The sequence below is a fragment of the Streptomyces asoensis genome (assembly GCF_013085465.1).
Lineage (GTDB): Bacteria > Actinomycetota > Actinomycetes > Streptomycetales > Streptomycetaceae > Streptomyces > Streptomyces cacaoi_A.
Genome location: NZ_CP049838.1, coordinates 5,465,456 through 5,482,354, shown reverse-complemented (window position 1 = coordinate 5,482,354; position 16,899 = coordinate 5,465,456). Strand labels below are relative to the sequence as shown.

Below are 16,899 nucleotides of genomic sequence, written 5' to 3'. Positions count from 1 at the left end.
CGCCGCTTTGCGTTGTCCCAGCCAGGGACCGCCGATCCATGGATGAACCTTCCTCTCCCGCCTCCGGGCAGGCGCTCCTACGGTCGAGGCTGCGGGCGTGGCGTTCAGCAGCTCGTGCCCAGCGAAGGAGAGATCCCATGAAGATGACCGGCAACACGATCCTGATCACCGGCGGCACCTCGGGCATCGGGCTCGGCCTGGCCCTGCGCCTGCACGAGGCCGGCAACAAGGTGATCGTCGCCGGCCGCCGCAAGGAGCTCCTCGACGAGATCACGACCGAGCACCCGGGCATCGAGGCGCTCGTCCTCGACGTCACGGACCCCGCCTCGATCGCCCGGGCCCAGGAAACGGTGGCGTCCGCCCACCCGGAGCTGAACGTCCTGGTCAACAACGCCGGCATCATGCTGCGGGAGAACCTGCTCGACCCGGCCGACCTCCGGGTCGCCGAGGACCACGTCACGGTCAACCTGCTGGGCACGATCCGGGTGACGTACGCCTTCCTGCCGCTGCTGCTGGGCAAGGACGACGCGGCCGTCGTGAACGTCACCTCGGCGCTGGCGTTCGTACCGCTGCCGGTCACTCCCACCTACAACGCGACCAAGGCCGCCCTGCACTCCTTCTCCGAGAGCCTGCGCGTGCAGCTCTCCGGCGCCGACGCCGGCGTCCAGGTGATCGAGGTGGCTCCGCCGGGCGTGCGCACCACCCTGCTCGGACAGCAGGACGACGAGAACGCCATGCCGCTCGACGACTTCCTCACCGAGACCCTCACCCTCCTGCGCGAGCAGCCCGACGCCGGGGAGATCGTCGTCGAGCGCGCCCGGTTCGTGCGGGACGCGGAGGCCAACGGCACGTACGACAATGTCCTCGCCATGCTCAGCGGCGTCTGATGTGCAGAGGCCGACGCGTCGGATGCAGATGAGGACGAGTGGATGACCGCACCGGACGACGTCACCGCCGAGCGGGCCGATGCCGCCCGCAATCGTGCCCGGCTGCTGGAGGCGGCCGCCCGGCTGGTGGCCGAGCGAGGAGCCGAGCACGTGACGATGCAGGAGGTCGCGGAGGCGGCCGGGGTGGGAAAGGGCACCCTGTTCCGCCGGTTCGGCGACCGCGACGGACTCCTGATCGCCCTCCTCGGCGAGGCGGAGGCCGAGTTCGAGGAGGCGTACGTCTCCGGCGCCCCGCCACTGGGGCCGGGCGCCCCCGCGGGGGACCGGCTGGTGGCGTTCGGCTGTGCCCTGATCGAGCGCATCGCCGCCGACACGGATCTGGGCGCCGCGCTCGGACGCCAGGTGATCCACGAACGCCGCCACGCCTCCCGCACCGGCAGCGCCTTCCACCGTCATGTCTCAACCCTTCTCGGAGAAGCGGGAGTCGACGGGGATCACGACATGCTCGCCCACGCCCTGCTCGCCTTCGCGAACTTCGAGACGACGGACTACCTGCACGTCGGGTGCGGGATCCCCGTCGCACGCCTCCAGGCCACCTGGGTGGACCTGGTACGGCGGGTGACCACCGACCGGCAGGTCAGTTGGCCACCGAGATGACGTGGTCGGTGGTGGCCGGATCGGTGGCGGTGTTCAGCAGGGCGGTGGCGAAGTCGGTTCTGGTGATCTGGAAGCCGCCGAGGACGTTGCGGTCCACTGCGCGGCGGTAGCCGCCCTTGCTCCGACGGTCGGTCAGGCGGCCCGCTCGGACGATCGTCCAGGGGACACCTGAGGCGCGGACGAGCTGCTCCGCCCTGCGCATGTCCTCGATCATGTGCCGGAGCAGGGGGGCCAGAACGACCGGCTTGACGACGAAGCGGGTGAGCGGGTCGTCGCCGGGGCCCGGGGCCATCGCGGTGTTGCTCGCGAGGACGAGTCGCGGCCCTTCGGGACCGCCGGTCGCCCCGATCGCGGTGGTGAGAACGCGGGCGGTGTCGGTGCACACGCTGGTGGGGTCCTTCAGGTCCCGTGTGCCGATCGCGCTGATGACGGCGTCGCGTCCGGCGACGGTCGTTCCGACGGCGCCGGCGTCGTGCAAGGCACTCGTCTCGACGATCCCGATCCGGTCCCGGAGGTCCGCGGGCAGTCTGCTCGCGTCGCGGACGACGGCGGTCACCTCATGGCCGGCGTCGGCGGCCTGGCGGACGATCTGGCTGCCGGTCCCGCCGGTCGCGCCGAAGACGGTGAGTCTCATGGAAGCCCCCTGGGTTAGTAAATATTCACTCACCCATAGAGTGGGTAAGTACTCACTCACCTGTCAAGGGGAATCAGGGGAATCATGAACACGCGGGAGCGGATCCTGGACGCGGCTGCCGCCGTCATGCGGGAGCAGGGCGTCGCCCAGGCCACGACCAAGCAGATCGCGCGCGCGGCCGGCTACTCCGAAGCGCTGCTGTACAAGCACTTCCGCGACAAGGAGGAGATCCTCCTGCATGTCCTGCGGGAGCGGATGCCGGCCTTCCCCGGCGGAGCCGTCGCCGGCGCGGAGACCGTGGAAGCCAACCTGGTGGCCGTGACCGACAGCGCTCTGCGCTTCTACCTGCACGCCTTCCCGATGATGGCGTCGATGGTCGCCCAGCCCCGGCTGATGGCGGCGACCCGCGAAACCCTGACCGGATACGGCGCCGGCCCGCGGCACCCGGTCGACATGCTGGCCGACTACCTCACGGCCGAGCAGAACCTGGGCCGCGTATCGGCCGGCAGCTCCCCCGCGGCTGCCGCCGCGCTGCTCATGGGCGCCTGCTTCCAGCAGGCCTTCCTCTGCTACTTCGGCGGCGGCTCGGACTTTCCCGAGTCCGCCGCCGTCGACCTCGTGCGCGGCCTGCTCCCCGCCCTGCTGCCCTGACCGCACCGAACCGTGCTCAGCGCCGACCGGTACTCACCGGCGGAGAAGTTGCGCGGGGCGTACGTCTTCTTGATCTGTTGGAGCTTGGCGTAGTTGCCCTTGTAGTACAGCTCGTACCAGGGGACGTCCGAGGTGGTGCACTTCGGCTCGCGCAGGTCGATGTCCGGGTAGTAGACGTAGCAGCCGTCGGTCACGTCGTCGATGACCGGGACGCCGCCCGTCGCAGCGTGGACGCCGTGGTAGAACTCGCGCATCCAGCGCAGCGAGTCCGCCTCGGCGGCCGGGTCGGTCCACCAGATCGACCACGCCGCCTTGTACGCGGCCTCGCGGTGCGGGAAGGCGGTGGCGTCCGGGGCGACGGCGTTGATCATGGTCCGGAGCGTGCCAAGCCCGGTTGGTGCCCTGGTCGGGCAACGCTGGAGAACCCGCCGCAGGCCCCCGTGCGGCGGGTTCCCGGATGCCTTCAGGCCTCTTCGGCGGGCAGCCGCCCTTCCTTGACCGCGGTGACGAGCGCCTCGTGGTCGCGCTCGTTCTGGTCCGCGTACTGCTCGGCGAAGGTCACCAGCGCCCGGTCGAAGCTGTCGCCGCCGCCCAGATAGGCGGCGATGGCGATCCGGTCGCCGGATCTCGCGTGCGCCCGGGCCAGCGTCGCGCCGCACAGCGCGCCGAAGGTGCGCATGCCGCGGGGCACCATGTCCTCGGCCACGGCGACCCACTTCCAGTCCCGCAGCTGCCGTACGTAGAAGTCCCGTCGCCGGCCGTCGATGCCCTCGACGCGCTCCCAGCCCAGGAAGATGTCGCTGGTGGCCTGCATCAGCCGTTGTCCGGCGACCACCCGTTCGCCCTGCGTCCGGTACGCGCTCACCCCGGCGAAGGGCGCCAGCACCGACTCGTCGGCCTCCTTGGCCTGGAGGAACAGCGGATCCTCGTCGTCCTTGCCGAGCAGCAGCACGATCCAGCAGCGGGTGCCCACGCTGCCGACGCCGACGACCTTGCGGGCCATGTCGGCCACCCGGTACTGCTCCAGCAGGTACCGCCGGTCCGACTGGATGGACTGGCCGTAGCGCTCGATCAGCCGGCGGATGCCCTTCTCTACGTCGCCACCGCGTCCTTCACCGGGCAGCAGGTCGTCGAGACGGGTGATGAGCGGTGGGTCGGGGGCGATCAGGCGCCTGCCGTCGACGACGTGGGTGAGCTTGTCGAAGACCTGGAGGGTGTCGTGCGAGAGCGCCTTGGTCACGGCCTGCGCCCACCGCTCGCGGCCCCGCGCGGACAGGTCCGCCCCGAACCGGTCCCGTACCCAGCCGACATCGAACTGGGCGTACCAGACGGCCAGGTTGCCGAGTCCGGCGAAGGAACGCATGCTCTCCCGGTACGACCGCACGGTGGCCCGTACGATCCTGGCCCGCTCCTTGGTGCTGAAGCCGTTCGCCCGGCCCGCGATGACGAGGCTCGCGGCCAGGCGCTTGACGTCCCACTCCCAGGGACCCGGCAACGTCTCGTCGAAGTCGTTGATGTCGAACATGAGGCGCCGCTCGGGTGAGGCCAGCAGCCGGAAGTTCAACATGTGGGCGTCACCGCACAGTTGGGTCCGCAGTCCCGTCGTCGGGGTGTTCGCGAGATCGGACGCCATGATGGCGGCGGCCCCCCGGTAGAACCGGAACGGCGACTCGGACATCCTGCTGTAGCGGATCGGCACGAGGCCGGGCAGCCGTGTCGCCGACTGCTTCTCGATGATCTTCAACGGGTCCGGCCGCTTCGGTCCGGGCGTGAACTCGGCGTGGCTGGAGCGGGGCGCGGTCGCCCGCGCGGCCTTGCCGAGCGCGGCCCGTTCCTTCGGGGCGCGGTGCCGCACGTCGTGTCCGTCCAGGTGGTTTTCGGTCATGGCTGCGGCTCCGTGGGGTGGTCTCGCCAGACGCCCGGGGCGCCGACGACGGTCATGGCCATGGCGAGATTGCGGCTCCCTTCGGCCGATCACGAGCGGGCGGTCCGCGTGCCCGCGCCTCGACGGGAGCGCGGTCGGCACCGGCCGGTGCGGGCGCCCGGACGCCTGTCGCATCGCCGGTGTGTCCGCCTCCAGACCACCAGCGATTCGCGCCGCACACTTCACCCGCCTCGGGTGATCTCCCGTCCCCCGCCACGCCACGGGCCCGGAGAGGCAGTGCCGGCCGACCCTCGGAGGGATCGCCGTCGGCGTGAGCGTCGGCCTCTTCTCGCGTGCCACATGGGCACGCGGCGAGCCACCACCCGGCTGACCCCGCTGGCGGGTCGCGGACACGTTCCGCGTGACCGTGGCGAGAATTCGACAATGACCGCCACAGCGAATACGCACGGGAGTTCGAAAACGGGGCGGATCGTCCTGCTGACACTCGCGGCGGGCCAGTTCCTGATGGCGCTCGACAGCTCCGTCATGAACGTGTCGATCGCCACCGTGGCCGAGGACGTGGACTCGACCGTGACCGGGATCCAGGGCGCGATCACGGCGTACACGCTCGTGATGGCGATGCTCATGATCCCCGGCGGCAAGGTCGGCGCGCTGATCGGCCGCAAGCGGGCCTTCATGATCGGCTGCGTCATCTACGGATGCGGGTCGCTGACCACGGCGCTCGCCCCGAACCTGCCGGTGCTGCTGGTCGGCTGGGCGCTCCTCGAAGGAATCGGGGCGGCGCTGATCCTGCCCGCGATCGTGGCGCTCGTCGCCGGCAACTTCGCCGTGGAACGCCGCCCCGCCGCCTACGGACTCGTCGCCGCCGCCGGAGCGGTGGCCATCGCGGTGGGGCCGCTCATCGGCGGCGTGGCCACCACGTACTTCTCCTGGCGCTGGGTGTTCGCCGGGGAAGTGATCCTCGTGCTCGGCATCCTGGTGCTGGCCCGGCGGGTCGCCGACGCGACGCCCGACAGGCGCCCGCGCATCGACCTCGTCGGGGCCGTGCTCTCCGCCCTGGGGCTCGGGATCTTCGTGTTCGGCGTCCTGCGCTCGTCCCAGTGGGGCTGGTTCCGGCCGAAACCCGACGCGCCCTCCTGGCTGGGAGTCTCGCCGGTCGTCTGGCTGATGCTCGCCGGCCTGTTCCTGATCTGGGTCTTCCTCCGCTGGGAGACCCGGCTCGTCGCCCGGGGCAGGGAGCCGCTCGTGGAGCCGGCCCTGCTGGGGAACAAGCAGCTCACCGGCGGCCTGACGATGTTCTTCTTCCAGTACCTCGTGCAGATGGGCGTGTTCTTCGTCGTACCGCTCTATCTGTCGGTCGCGCTCGGCCTGTCGGCGCTCAAGACCGGCGCGCGCATCCTGCCGCTCTCGCTGACCCTGCTGGGCGCCGCGATCCTGATCCCACGGCTCCTCCCGGACGTCTCACCGCGCAGGGTCGTGCGGCTCGGGATCCTCGCGATGTTCGCGGGGGCGGTGGTCCTGATGGCCGCGCTCGATGCGGACGCGGGCGCGGAGATCGTCACGATTCCGCTGTTGCTGATCGGTCTCGGCATGGGCGCGCTGGCCTCCCAGCTCGGCTCGGTCACCGTCTCCGCGGTGCCGGACGAGCAGAGCGCGGAGGTCGGTGGCGTCCAGAACTCCGTCACCAACCTCGGCGCCTCGATCGGTACGGCACTCGCCGGGTCGATCATGATCGCCACGCTGACCACCTCGTTCCTGACCAGCGTCGAACAGAACCCGGCGGTCCCGGACCGGGTCAAGAGCCAGGCGAGCGTGCAGCTCCAGAGCGGGGCGCCCTTCCTGTCGGACGCCCAGCTGAAGACCGTCCTCGAGGACGCCGACGCGACCGCGGCCGTGACCGACGCCGCGCTCGACGCGAACGCCGAGGCACGGCTCGACGGCCTGCGCGCCGCCCTCGCCATCCTCGCGCTCGCCGCCCTGCTCGCGCTGTTCTTCACCCACCGGATCCCGACGACCCAGCCGGGCTCGACCGCGCCGGGCTCGACCCAGCCGTAGCGGAGGCTTGCGTCGTCCACCGTCGGCGGGAGTTTTCGTCGTCCACCGTCGGCGGAGTTTTTCGTCGTCCACCGTCGCGAGGCCCTCCGGCTCCGGCGGCGGGGCGGTCGCCGGTCCGGGGCGAGCCCGTCGTCGGCGTCAGTACCTGAGGATCGTCACACGCCGCACCGTTCGGCACCGGTCCCTCCCCTCGTGCGGACCGGTGACGAACGGTGCGGGCGGAGTCGACCACGCCATGACGGCGCGGTTCGCGCGCCGGGCGTGCGGTCGCCCGCGTTACGCCCGGTTGATGCGCTTCTGCCTCCGGATCCTGCCAGCTACGGCCCGAACCGAGGAGGATCCGATGTCCGGTCAGCCACTTAACCGCAGGTCAGCCATATAAAGTGGTTTTTCCGGTCCGGATTGCAGGCGCGGGGGAAGTTAGGGGTGGAGGCCTTGAGTTCCGACTCGGGCGCACGCACAGCCTTCGCGGAACGACTCGCGCTGCTGTACAAGGAAGCCGGCAACCCTCCACTCAAGCGCGTGTCCGAGACGGTCGCCCGACTCCAGCGGGTCGACGAGCGGGGACGACCCGTAAGGGTGTCCACCCAGCGGATCAGCGACTGGCGACGGGCCAAGAACGTACCCGCCCAGTTCGCCGCCCTCGCCGCGGTGCTGCATGTCCTGATACCCGAGGCGCGGCGCGCCCGGCCCGCACCGGTGTCCACCGGGCTGTACGACCTCGGCCAGTGGCAGCGGCTGTGGGAACGGGCGGTGGCCGATCCGGTCGTCGGCGATGTCCCCGTCTCCTCGGTGACGGAGGAGGAAGGCGAGCGACCGGCGGCCGAGACTCAGGGTGTCCCCGGAGGGGTGTGCCCCTACCGCGGGCTCGCCTCGTACCGAGAGCAGGACGCCCGTTGGTTCTTCGGTCGGGAGCGGAGCACGGACGCCCTCGTCGCCCAGCTTCGCGCGACGGAACGGACGGGCGGCCTGGTCATGCTGGTCGGCGCCTCCGGGGCGGGCAAGTCCTCCCTGCTCAGCGCCGGTCTCGTGCCCGCCCTCCAGAACGGAGCGGCGGCCGACCGGAACAGCGGCGGCCGGGCTGCGCAGGCCGGCAACTCCGCGGAGGTCCTCCAGCTGGTGCCGGGCGCCGATCCGCTCGCCGAGCTGACCAGCCGTATCCCCGAGCTCGCCCCTTTCGCCGCCTCGGCCTCAACCACAGTCCCTGCCACTGCCGCTGACGCCGGGAAACCCGGCACCCCCGCTTTCGCGCGGGCCGTACGGGAGGCCGTCACCGCTTGGGCGCAACGAGACACGGCCCCCTCCTCCGAAGCGTCCCACGCGTCCGGCCCCTCCGGCCCCTCCGACCTCCCCGCACGCCCCGTCATCATCGTCGACCAGTTCGAGGAGGCCTTCACCCTCTGCCCCGACGAGGCGAACCGGCGCCTCTTCATCCAGCTCCTGCACGCCGCCTGCGCCCCCGCCGACACCGGCACGGCCCGCACACCGTTACCGCCCCCCGTCCTCGTCGTCCTCGGCGTCCGTGCCGACTTCTACGAGGAGTGCCTCAGCCACCCCGAGCTCTCCGACGCGCTCCAGCACCGGCACATGGTGCTGGGGCCGTTGTCCACTTCGGAGCTGCGCGAGGCGGTGACCGGCCCGGCCAGGGCCGTGGGGCTGGAACTCGAGCCCGGGCTGGCGGAGCTGATCATCCGTGAGGTGACCGTCGACGGTCCGCGCGGAGCGCACGCGGGCGCGCTTCCTCTTCTCTCGCACGCCCTGCTCGCCACCTGGCAACGCCGGAAGGCGGGGCGGCTGACGCTGGCCGGCTACCGCGCGGCGGGCGGCATCCAGGGCGCGGTGGCGGCGACCGCCGAGCGGGCCTGGTCCGGGCTCGACCCGGCGGCGCGTACGGCGGCCCGGCTGCTCCTGATGCGGCTGGTCCGGCTCGGCGAGGACACCCAGGCCACCCGGCGCCGGGGCACCCGTCGGCAGCTGGCGGAGGAGTCGGCCGACCCCGGCAAGACGGAGGAGTCGCTCGAGGCCCTGGTGCGCGCCCGGCTGGTGACCCTCGACGCGGAGACCGTCGAGATCACCCACGAGGCGCTGCTGCACGCCTGGCCCCGGCTGCGCGACTGGATCGACGAGGACCGCAGCGACCATCTGCTGCGTCAGCGGCTGGAGGAGGACGGCCGGGCCTGGGACAGCTCGAACCGCGACGCGGCGCTGCTCTACCGGGGTTCCCGGCTGGAGCAGGCCCACAGCTGGGCGAAGTCCGCCGGCGACACCTTCCTGACCCGCAGCGCGGTGGAGTTCCTGGCCGCGTCGGTCAGGCTGCGCAGGCGCATCGTGTGGATCAGCCGGGGCGCGGTGTCGGCGCTGGTGGTGCTGGCGATCCTCGCCGTCGGCGCGGCCGTGGTCGCCTGGCAGCAGCGCAACGACGCCGTGTTCGAGCAGGTGGTCGCGGAGGCCGACCGTGTCCAGTACACGGATCCGTCGCTGTCCGCGCAGCTCGACCTGGTGGCGCACGACCTACGGCCGGGCGACGCGGGCACCAACAACCGCCTGATCTCGATCGTGAACGCGCCGCTGGCCACGCCGCTCCTCGGCCACACCGGCGCCGTCTACCTCACCTCGTTCAGTCCGGACGGCAAGGTGCTGGCCACCGCCAGCTACGACCGGACCGTCCGGCTCTGGGACGTCAGCGACCGGTCCCGCCCCAAACCCCTGGGCAAGCCCCTCACCGGCCACAAGAGCTGGGTGAGCAGCGCGGTGTTCAGCCCGGACGGCCACACCCTCGCCAGCGCGGGCGACGACGGCACCGTCCGGCTGTGGGACGTCCGGGATCCCGCCCACCCGCGCCCGCTCGGGAAGCCCCTGACCGGCCACACCGGCACGATCTACCTGCTCGCCTTCAGCCCGGACGGGCGGATCCTGGCCTCCGCGGGCGAGGACCACACCGTACGGCTGTGGGACATGGGGGCCCCGTCCGCGCGAGCGAAGCCGAGCGTGGGGGAGGAACCGGGCCGGCCGACGGCGCTCGGCGCGCTGACCGGCCACACCGCCGCCGTGCGCTCCGTGGCGTTCAGCCCGGACGGCCGTACCCTCGCGGCCGGCGGCGACGACAACACGGTCCGGCTGTGGAACACGGCCGACCCGCGCCGGCCGCTGCGGATCGACAAGGTCCTGACGGGTCACACCGACACCGTGCACTCCCTGGACTTCAGCCCCGACGGGGACACCCTCGCCAGCGGCAGCGCGGACGACACGATCCGGCTGTGGAACGTGACCGACCCCGGCCGGGCGACCCAGCTCGGCCCACCGCTCACCGGGCACACCGGTCCCGTGTGGTCGGTGGCGTTCAACCCCGCGGGGACCATGCTGGCCGCAGGCAGCGCGGACAGCACGGCCACCCTGTGGAACGTGAGCGACCCGGCGTACCCCTCGCAGGTCGGCGAGCCGCTCGCGGGGGGCAGCGGCGAGATGTACGCCGTCGGCTTCAGCCCCGACGGCCGGACCCTCGCCACCGGCAACGGCGACAGCAAGGTCCGGCTCTGGTCGATCCCGACGTCGGACATGATCGGCCGCAGCGGCGCCTTCCGGCCGGACGGAAAGGTGCTGGCCACGGCCGCCCGCGACGGCAGGGTCCGGCTGTGGAACGTGGCGGACCCCGACCGGCCCGTGACGCTGGGCGCGCCCTTCATGCCCGACGACGGCAGCGAGCGCACGCTCGCGTTCTCGCCCGACGGCCGTACCCTCGCGGTGCTGACCGCCAACCGGGCGGTGTACCTGTGGGACGTCGCCGACCCGGCCCGGCCGGTCTCCGCCGGGCCGCCCGTCGAGCTGCGCACCCGGTTCCTGGGCCCCGACGCGCTGGCCTTCGCGCCGGACGGACGCACGCTGGCGACCGCCTACGACGACCGCACCATCCAGCTGTGGGACGTCGGCGACCCCGCCCACGCCACCGCGCTCGGCTCCCCGCTCACCGGCCACAAGGGGTTCGTCAACTCCCTCGTGTTCAGCCCGGACGGACGCACCCTCGCCAGTGGCAGCGCGGACCACACCGTACGGCTGTGGGACGTGACCGACCCCCGGCACACCACGCCCGTCGGCAAGCCGCTCACCGGGCACGTCGGCCCCGTCAACGCGCTCGTCTACAGCCCGGACGGCGACACCCTCGCCAGCGGCAGCGACGACGACACGGTACGGCTGTGGAACGTGACCGACCCGGCGCAGGCGTCCCGGCGGGGCTCGCCCCTCACCGGCCACACCGAGGCGGTGGTGTCGCTGACCTTCAGCCAGGACGGCGACACCCTCGCCAGCGGCGGCAACGACAACACGATCCGGCTGTGGAACGTGACCGACCCGGCCGGGGCCTCCCCGATCGGGCAGTCGATGAGCCCCAACGCCAAGACCGGCAACTTCCTGTCCTTCAGTCCCAACAGCCACATGCTCGGCGTCTCCAGCGGCGCCGACACCGTACGGCTGTGGAACCTGGACGTCGACGAGGCGATCACCCGTATCTGCGCGACCACGCGAGGCGTGCTGACGGCCGACAAGTGGCACGAATACCTGCCCCGGCTCTCCTACAAGCCCCCGTGCGAGGACTGACCGGGAGAGTGATCCCGATCACAACGGTGGGGCAGCTGAGAAGTCGGCTCCCGCCGACCCGGCAGCCTTGTTAGCCTTGGCCATAGCCCGGTCGCTGGTGCATCCCCCGTCGCCAGCGACCGGGCCTTTTCCTGCCGCTTTCCCGCCCTTCTCCTGCCCTTTCCCCACCCTTTTCCCGTGCGGCCCGTCCCGGTGAGCGGTCGGTGAACCCTCGGTGAGTTCCGGTGACCGGGAGTCGTAGGCTGGCGATGTGCCGATATCCAGCAAAGTGATCGCGGTCCGTGACGACGGGGGGCGCGGGCGCTCAGGGCGCCTCGATCTCCCGGAACTTTGCCTGGAAGTGCCCAAGTGAGCCGACGCATCGTCATAGTCACCGCCGTGCACGCCCCTTCGGCCCGGTATCTGCCCGAGGCCTACGAGTCGCTGCGCGCACAGGAGTTACCCGCCGGCTGGGACTGGCACTGGGTGATCCAGGAGGACGGCACGACGGACGAGGTCGCGCCCCACGTTCCCTCCGACACCCGGGTGACCTTCCGTCAGGGACGCCCGGGCGGGCCCGGAGTCGCCCGCACGATCGCGCTCGCGCACGCCGAGGGCGAGTACGTGAAGGTCCTGGACGCCGACGACCGGCTCGCGCCCGGCACCCTCGCCCGCGATCTGGCCGCCCTCGAACGCGATCCGGGCCTCGGCTGGGCGACCTCGAGCGCCCTCGACCTCCTGCCGGACGGGACCACGGTCGGCTTCCCCGGCGATCCCGCCGAGGGGCCGATCGAGCGCGGGGCCGTACTCGACCACTGGAAGGCGAACGACTTCCGCGCGCCGGTGCACCCCGCGAGTCTCTTCGTACGGCGGGACCTGCTGACCGCGCTGGGCGGCTGGATGGCCCTGCCGGCGTCCGAGGACACCGGCGTCCTGCTGGCGCTCAACTCGGTGAGCCGCGGCTGGTTCTCGGCGCGGACCGGGCTGCTCTACCGGAAGTGGGACGGTCAGGTGACGGGCCAGTCCGCGCATGTCGACCCCGCCGAACGGGAGGCGCGCATGACGGTGGTGGAGGCGCGGACCCGGGCGCTGGAGTCCTTCCGCTGGAGCTACCCGCCCCGGGGCACCCCTAGAGACTGATGGCCTGCGACGGGCAGCGCTCGGCCGCGTCCCGCACCTCCGGGTCGTCGCCCGTGTCCTCGCGTCCCGGCAGGACGGCTCCGAAGCCGTCCGCCGTGGTGAAGACGGAGGGCAGACGGAAGGCGCACTCGCCGGAGCCGTAACAGAGTTCGCGGTTCACGGAGACCGTCATACGACGTGTTTGCCCTCCGGCCCGGTCACTCAACCGGCCCGCCGGCCAGGGCCATCCAGTGCGCGACCCTGCGCAGCGTGGCCTCGTCCACCTGGTCGACCAGGGTCCGGACGGCCGTCACGTCGTCCGGCGCGAGGTCGTAGAGGCCGGCCTTGCTCAGGCCCGCCATGAGGACCTGGTGCCGGCGGTCCTCCATGCGTTCCGCGAGCCTGGCGTGGCCGGGCCGCGCGGCACCGTCGACCGGTGGCGGGGGCGCGGCCTCCGGCGTGGCCGCGGCGGGGGACGGGTCGAAGCGCTGCCACTCACCGTCCTTCGGCCCCCACAGGTCGACGGCGACCTCGTCGCCCCGAGCCCGTTTGACCTGCGTCATCTCGCCGATCGCGTACAGCACGGGCGTGCGGTCGGGGGATTCGGCGCCCGGCCGCCAGGACGCCGACGCCGGCTCGTAGAACATCGCCACCCAACGGGGTGCGCCCGTCGGCTGCGGGCTCCGGGCAGGACGGTTCGGACGGCCCGGTTCGATCTCCATGGCACTCGCCCCTTCCGTATCAACATCGGCGTCGGCGTCGGTATGGGTTCGGCACGCCAGGCCGACCATAACTGACGGACCGTCAGCTATCCAGACGACCGGGATGGGTGAAGAGGCCGAAGGAGTACCAGCGCAGGCGAACCGCAGGCCGGGGTGCTCCTTGAGCCCGAGTGACCCCGAGTGACCCCGAGCGAAAGGGGCCCGGAGGTCTAGATGCCGCCGACGCTCTCGCGGGTGAGCGCCACTTCCCGGTCCTCGTTGCACCGCGGAAGGCCGGTGATGTCCGCGTCCGGGTGCCTCTGGTGGGCCTGGAGAGCGGCGCTGACCAGCGTCATGAGCAGGTCGATGTCCGTCTCGCACTCCAGATGGACGGTCACCCAGGGCGAGCCGGGCAGCAGCCGGATCGCGGTGGAGTGCCTCAGGTCCCGCTCGAACCGGCGGATCGCCTTGCCGGTGAGATGCAGGTCGACACTCCGGTCGGAGTGGAAGTGCGCGATCTCGACCCCGCCCGAGCGCAACGCCCGACCGGTGCCGCAGCTGGGCCGGACCTCCGCGAGGTCCGGCCAGGTCGCCAGTCGTGTCAAGGCACGCGAGGCCGCCGTCATGGCCCCCATCATGAGGCGCTCACCGCCCGGCCACCAGAGGTTGAGGGAGCCGTAACCGGGCTGTAGCACCGCGAGTTCCCCGGGTCAGGGCGCGCCCGGGCCCCCCAGGGACACCCGCCCCGAACCGGAGGAGAGGCCGCGCAGCAGCGTGCCGAGCAGTTCACGCAGGACCCGGTTCTCCTCGACCGCCTTCCGTGCCCTGCCGTGCAGCGGTTCCGCCACCCGGTCGAACCGTCGGCGGGTGTCCTCGTCCGGCCATGCCACGTCGAGTTTCGAGAAGGCACGGGCCGTGATCTCACGTGCGTGTCGGCCCTGCGCGGCTCCGGACAGTTCCTCGCCACGGGAGCGGAGTTCGTGCAGCAGCCACCAGAGGTCCGTGGGGGCCTGCGGATGGATCGCAACGACGCCGCGGCCGGGGGCCGTCGGCCGCAGCGTGACCGCGGCGTGTCCGCCGCCGGGCCGGGTGGCGATCAGAATCGTTCCCGAGTCGCAGACGGTACGGGGTTCGGCGGGCCCCTCCTGGCCGGTGGCCGCGATGTACGGCAGGCGCGCGTCCAGGATGTCGCCCGGAGCGACTCGGGTGACGCGTGGACCGTCGTCCTCCCCGGCGGCCTTCGGCGCCGCTCTGCCGGTCGCCGCGCGGGTCACCGCACCGAACGGGCGGAGCGGCCACCAGGCGCGATGCCGGGCCAGAGCGGCGTGCTGGGCGTCGGCCAGCTGCACCGCGTCGGCGGCGATCCGCAGGTTCAGCTCCATCCTGGCCTCGATCAGGCCGACGACGTCGTCGAGCCTGTCGATCCGGGCGGGTGGCGGCAGCAGTACCGGCATCCTCCGCAACGCGTCGAGACTCAGTGTCGGCTCCACGTGCGCGTCCACGTGTTGCCCGATCCAGGCCTGGGCCCTGGGCGTCCGGAACCAGATGCGCAACCACCGGGTGACGTGCGAGTCCTCGGACCGGATGATGCCCACACCCCGAGTCGCGATCCAACCGGCGTGTTCCTCCGTGACCAGCGCGGCGTCACCGGCGCGGCGCACGAGTACGACGACCAGGTCGCCCGCGCGCAGCGCCGCCCGGGTGTCCTTCGGCTCGGCGGCGCCGGTACGCCCGGGCTGATCGGTGCGCACGCGACCGTCGCGGATGTCGCCGATGCGGACCACACCCTGGTGATCGGGCAGGTCACGATCGCTGATGCCGTAGGTGATGCGCATGTCCTCGGCGGCTTCGGCGACCGTCGTCGACGTCCAGACGTCATCGAGGTCCGAGCCGGTGATGCCGGAACCGACGTGGTCGTGCATCACAGCTCGTCCAAGGCGCGTCGCAGCTCGCTCTCCAGAGCCTGTGCCTCTTCGAACTTGGTGTAGAGCTCCCATGTGAGTTCGTCGACCCGCTGGTCGACCGACGTGTCCTCGTCGAGGTCCTCCGAGGTGTATACGGCCGGCAGCAGGCTGAACTCGGCGTCGGCGATGTCCTGCGACGAGCGGGAAGCGCACCAGTTCGGTGCGTCCTCGTAGCGGACCGCGCCCTCACCGGAGGACGGTTCGGTGGCTCGCCACGCGGCGAGCGTCCGCAGGATGCGCCCGGTGCCGTCGGCCGCCAGGCGCCGCTGCTTCTGCCGCTTGCCCGGCGCGAGTTCGTACGCCCGCCGGGCGTCGACGAAGAGGACCTGGCGACGCCGGTCGGCCTCCCCCCAGCCCCGGTGTGGGCTCTTGTCCCGGTTCAGCAGCCACAGGCAGCAGGAGATACGGGTGTGCGGGAACAGGCCGGGCGGCAATGCCACCACGCATTCGACGAGATCGTCCTGGACGAGTTGCCGCCGGAGCTGCTTCTCGACCAGCCGCCGCGCGCTGGCGGCGGCGCCGTCGGCCATCACGAACGACGCGCGGCCCTGCGGGGCGAGGGCGTGCGCGAAGTGCAGGATCCAGGCGAAGTTGGCGCTGTCCCTCGGCGGCCGGAGCGGCTCGGGCCACCGTGGGTCGTCCCCGCGCGGAGCCGACCCGTCGTACCAGGGGGTCATGTTGAACGGCGGGTTGGCCAGCACGATGTCGTAGGCGCCTCCCGGCGGCTCCCCGAGGCTGTCCACGGGCGTGCCGAGGTCGGCGCGGATGCCCCGCGCGGCGAGGTTCAACTGCGCTATCTGCAACGTGCCCGCGTGGATGTCACGCCCTGTCAGCTCCAGCTTCGGCCGCAGCCCGGTCCGTTCCCGCACCTGCCGGTCGGCCTCGGCCAGCAGTCCGGCCGAGCCGCACACCGGATCGAGCACGCGGTGCCCGGACTGCGGAGCCGCCGACGCCACCAGCAACCGGACGAGGTCGCGGGGGGTGAAGTAGTGGCCGCCCTTGGCCTGCACGGCGGACAGATCTTCCAGACACCGCTCCAGCAGATCTCCCACCCGGTCGACCTGATCGATCGCAACGACCAGCTTCCTGAGGATCCCGTCGACCGCCGGCAGGAGGGCCGGCACGAAATCGCGGCGCGCGTCGGCGTCCTCCCGTGCGAGCTCCTCAGGCAGCCACTCGCTCAGACACCACCGCACATGCGGGCCCAGGTGCCGGTCCTTACCGGTCTGCGCGACGAGCCAGGACCAGGACGGCTTCTCGGACCTCCCCCACACATCGGAAGGCTGCTCCCGTGCCGTGTTGCGCAGGTAGATCAACCCGATGACGACCCGCGAGGCGTCCTGAGCACTGAGCCGACCCGCCAGGCTGCGGGTCAACCGCCGCACCGTGAGGAGTGCCCTGTCCTCCCCGATCGTCGCCGTACCCCTCGTGGTCTCCGTACCTGCGTCCGGCCCCGTCGCCGCCATCGGCTTCCCCCCGTGTCGTCGTGTCCGCTGTTCCATGGTCACATCAGGCCCACATCGGACACGACCATGAGGGCCAGGGTCAGGGTGGCCGCGAAGGTCGCGGCTCCCGCCTGGACCGCCCCCGGCATGGCCGCCCCGCCGACTCGCTTGACGATCCCGCCCAGCAGTGCCGCGATCACCGCGAGCTGAACGGCCACGATCACGAGCCACCACTTCTGATCCATTCCGACTCCCATCCGGTACGTCACATGAGGCCAACGGATCTGTCTCCAGCTCCTGTTCGCCCCGGCTCGCATTGCCGAGCCAGTTGA

Annotated in this window: 15 protein-coding genes; 6 read left to right on the top strand and 9 right to left on the bottom strand. The window is 71.9% G+C overall.

What is annotated here, in order from left to right:
• Positions 1–137: 137 nt before the first annotated feature.
• Both G9272_RS24520 and G9272_RS24515 read left to right on the top strand, forming a co-directional pair.
• Positions 138–887: an SDR family oxidoreductase gene (locus tag G9272_RS24520; RefSeq protein WP_171398560.1), complete on the top strand. Its 750-nt coding sequence runs from the start codon at positions 138–140 to the stop codon at positions 885–887.
• A gap of 42 nt (positions 888–929) precedes the next feature.
• On the top strand, positions 930–1,544 hold the full coding sequence (locus G9272_RS24515) for a TetR/AcrR family transcriptional regulator (protein ID WP_171398559.1): 615 nt from the start codon (positions 930–932) through the stop codon (positions 1,542–1,544).
• On the opposite strand, the gene G9272_RS24510 is transcribed toward G9272_RS24515, so the two are convergent.
• Positions 1,525–2,178, bottom strand: coding sequence for an NAD(P)-dependent oxidoreductase (locus tag G9272_RS24510; RefSeq protein WP_171398558.1), 654 nt, complete (start codon positions 2,176–2,178; stop codon positions 1,525–1,527). The two genes, G9272_RS24515 and G9272_RS24510, sit on opposite strands and share 20 nt — an antisense overlap.
• Before the next feature lie 84 nt (positions 2,179–2,262).
• Between G9272_RS24510 and G9272_RS24505 the strand changes: the two genes are divergently transcribed.
• The gene (locus G9272_RS24505; protein ID WP_171398557.1) at positions 2,263–2,829 is read left to right on the top strand and encodes a TetR/AcrR family transcriptional regulator; all 567 of its coding nucleotides are present in this window, start codon (positions 2,263–2,265) and stop codon (positions 2,827–2,829) included.
• On the opposite strand, the gene G9272_RS24500 is transcribed toward G9272_RS24505, so the two are convergent.
• Together G9272_RS24500 and G9272_RS24495 are read right to left on the bottom strand one after the other, a co-directional pair.
• Entirely contained in the window at positions 2,748–3,200 is a 453-nt protein-coding gene (locus tag G9272_RS24500; RefSeq protein WP_171398556.1) for a BBE domain-containing protein, read from the bottom strand. The two genes, G9272_RS24505 and G9272_RS24500, sit on opposite strands and share 82 nt — an antisense overlap.
• Before the next feature lie 92 nt (positions 3,201–3,292).
• Positions 3,293–4,714, bottom strand: coding sequence for a DUF2252 domain-containing protein (locus tag G9272_RS24495; RefSeq protein ID WP_171398555.1), 1,422 nt, complete (start codon positions 4,712–4,714; stop codon positions 3,293–3,295).
• A gap of 423 nt (positions 4,715–5,137) precedes the next feature.
• On the opposite strand from G9272_RS24495, the gene G9272_RS24490 reads away from it, so the two are divergent.
• From G9272_RS24490 to G9272_RS24480, 3 genes are all read left to right on the top strand, one after another.
• Positions 5,138–6,769 carry an MFS transporter gene (locus G9272_RS24490; protein WP_171398554.1) on the top strand — a complete coding sequence of 544 codons (1,632 nt, stop codon included), beginning with the start codon at positions 5,138–5,140 and terminating at the stop codon, positions 6,767–6,769.
• A 426-nt stretch (positions 6,770–7,195) separates the two neighbouring features.
• Positions 7,196–11,359, top strand: a complete 4,164-nt coding sequence (locus G9272_RS24485; protein WP_171398553.1) for an NACHT and WD repeat domain-containing protein — start codon at positions 7,196–7,198, stop codon at positions 11,357–11,359.
• A gap of 348 nt (positions 11,360–11,707) precedes the next feature.
• Entirely contained in the window at positions 11,708–12,478 is a 771-nt protein-coding gene (locus tag G9272_RS24480) for a glycosyltransferase (RefSeq protein ID WP_171398552.1), read from the top strand.
• On the opposite strand, the gene G9272_RS24475 is transcribed toward G9272_RS24480, so the two are convergent.
• From G9272_RS24475 to G9272_RS24450, 6 genes are all read right to left on the bottom strand, one after another.
• Positions 12,468–12,650 carry a ferredoxin gene (locus tag G9272_RS24475; protein ID WP_171398551.1) on the bottom strand — a complete coding sequence of 61 codons (183 nt, stop codon included), beginning with the start codon at positions 12,648–12,650 and terminating at the stop codon, positions 12,468–12,470. The genes G9272_RS24480 and G9272_RS24475 overlap by 11 nt on opposite strands.
• A gap of 25 nt (positions 12,651–12,675) precedes the next feature.
• Entirely contained in the window at positions 12,676–13,179 is a 504-nt protein-coding gene (locus tag G9272_RS24470) for a hypothetical protein (RefSeq protein ID WP_171398550.1), read from the bottom strand.
• A 209-nt stretch (positions 13,180–13,388) separates the two neighbouring features.
• Complete coding sequence (locus G9272_RS24465; protein ID WP_171402151.1) at positions 13,389–13,784, bottom strand: luciferase domain-containing protein; 396 nt, start codon at positions 13,782–13,784, stop codon at positions 13,389–13,391.
• A gap of 84 nt (positions 13,785–13,868) precedes the next feature.
• The gene (locus G9272_RS24460; protein ID WP_171398549.1) at positions 13,869–15,080 is read right to left on the bottom strand and encodes a hypothetical protein; all 1,212 of its coding nucleotides are present in this window, start codon (positions 15,078–15,080) and stop codon (positions 13,869–13,871) included.
• Complete coding sequence (locus tag G9272_RS24455; RefSeq protein ID WP_171398548.1) at positions 15,080–16,498, bottom strand: N-6 DNA methylase; 1,419 nt, start codon at positions 16,496–16,498, stop codon at positions 15,080–15,082. The genes G9272_RS24460 and G9272_RS24455 overlap by 1 nt, the downstream gene beginning before the upstream one ends.
• A gap of 128 nt (positions 16,499–16,626) precedes the next feature.
• Positions 16,627–16,812, bottom strand: coding sequence for a hypothetical protein (locus tag G9272_RS24450; protein ID WP_171398547.1), 186 nt, complete (start codon positions 16,810–16,812; stop codon positions 16,627–16,629).
• Positions 16,813–16,899: the final 87 nt, after the last annotated feature.

Coding starts and splice junctions, on each gene's coding strand:
- G9272_RS24475 (WP_171398551.1), bottom strand. CDS start 12,650: ATGACGGTCTCCGTGAACCGCGAACTCTGTTACGGCTCCGGCGAGTGC.
- G9272_RS24460 (WP_171398549.1), bottom strand. CDS start 15,080: ATGCACGACCACGTCGGTTCCGGCATCACCGGCTCGGACCTCGATGAC.
- G9272_RS24490 (WP_171398554.1), top strand. CDS start 5,138: ATGACCGCCACAGCGAATACGCACGGGAGTTCGAAAACGGGGCGGATC.
- G9272_RS24465 (WP_171402151.1), bottom strand. CDS start 13,784: ATGACGGCGGCCTCGCGTGCCTTGACACGACTGGCGACCTGGCCGGAC.
- G9272_RS24520 (WP_171398560.1), top strand. CDS start 138: ATGAAGATGACCGGCAACACGATCCTGATCACCGGCGGCACCTCGGGC.
- G9272_RS24450 (WP_171398547.1), bottom strand. CDS start 16,812: ATGGATCAGAAGTGGTGGCTCGTGATCGTGGCCGTTCAGCTCGCGGTG.
- G9272_RS24515 (WP_171398559.1), top strand. CDS start 930: ATGACCGCACCGGACGACGTCACCGCCGAGCGGGCCGATGCCGCCCGC.
- G9272_RS24470 (WP_171398550.1), bottom strand. CDS start 13,179: ATGGAGATCGAACCGGGCCGTCCGAACCGTCCTGCCCGGAGCCCGCAG.
- G9272_RS24500 (WP_171398556.1), bottom strand. CDS start 3,200: ATGATCAACGCCGTCGCCCCGGACGCCACCGCCTTCCCGCACCGCGAG.
- G9272_RS24505 (WP_171398557.1), top strand. CDS start 2,263: ATGAACACGCGGGAGCGGATCCTGGACGCGGCTGCCGCCGTCATGCGG.
- G9272_RS24495 (WP_171398555.1), bottom strand. CDS start 4,714: ATGACCGAAAACCACCTGGACGGACACGACGTGCGGCACCGCGCCCCG.
- G9272_RS24510 (WP_171398558.1), bottom strand. CDS start 2,178: ATGAGACTCACCGTCTTCGGCGCGACCGGCGGGACCGGCAGCCAGATC.